This window comes from Serratia sp. LTN-2 (assembly GCF_059740205.1).
Map to the genome: position 1 here is coordinate 1 of NZ_JCAXDO010000079.1, position 866 is coordinate 866.

Sequence of the window (866 nt, forward strand, 5' to 3'; positions counted from 1 at the left end):
ATTAGGGTTTGTTGACATTTACTGTTCATAATTAACCCTATAAAGGTAGCCATAAAAATATACATGCTAAAGCAACAGAACTTTGATAATTTCTTTTGAGCTTGTCATATCGAGTAGCTATTCCTCTAAATTGCTTTAATCTACAAAACATATTTTCAACTAAATGCCTGATTTTATATAAATACCAGTCCATATGGTCATTGTTCGATTGGCTATTTGTTTTCTTTGGTATATTCGCTTTAGTCCCTGTTTTCCTGATCTGTTCACGCAGTGGTTCTGAATCATAGCCTTTATCTGCACATACCACTTTTGTCTCTTTTAAATCTAATGTTGATATTAAATCAGGTGCAACTTTAACATCATGTGTGGTTCCATCGGTAATCATGAAATCAATAGGATTGCCATGTGCATCAACAATCAAATGTATTTTTGAGGAGTTTCCTCCTACACTTTTAGAAATAGATTGATTCGCTATGCCGGCAGAATGTTGATGAGCACGTACATGAGAGCCATCAATAAAAATCCACTCCATATCGGGGCATGAGGCTAGTAATTTGAATAATCTAAGAAACTTACCGCTGCTTGACCAACGATTAAAACGTTTGAAAATAGAGTTTGAATGACCAAAACAGCAAGGAATATCTCGCCACGGACAGCCTGTTCTAATTCTATAGAGAATAGCTTCAATAAAATTGCGTAAATTTGAGTTGTGGTGAATGGATAAATTACGCAGAATAACTTTCAACTTTTGCCAGTGTTGATCTGTCAGCATAGTACGAGGCATAGCGAATAGTAAAATTGGGTTTGGCGATTTGATTTTACTACTTCGCTATTTTTTTAAGCTAAAAGTGTCAACACACCCTAAT

General features: G+C 35.1%; 1 protein-coding gene. It reads right to left on the bottom strand.

The genetic code is table 11. The features are described from left to right. Positions 1-37: 37 nt before the first annotated feature. Positions 38-784, bottom strand: coding sequence for an IS5-like element ISAba31 family transposase (locus tag AC6BYQ_RS28430; RefSeq protein ID WP_002122556.1), 747 nt, complete (start codon positions 782-784; stop codon positions 38-40). Positions 785-866 lie beyond the last annotated feature (82 nt).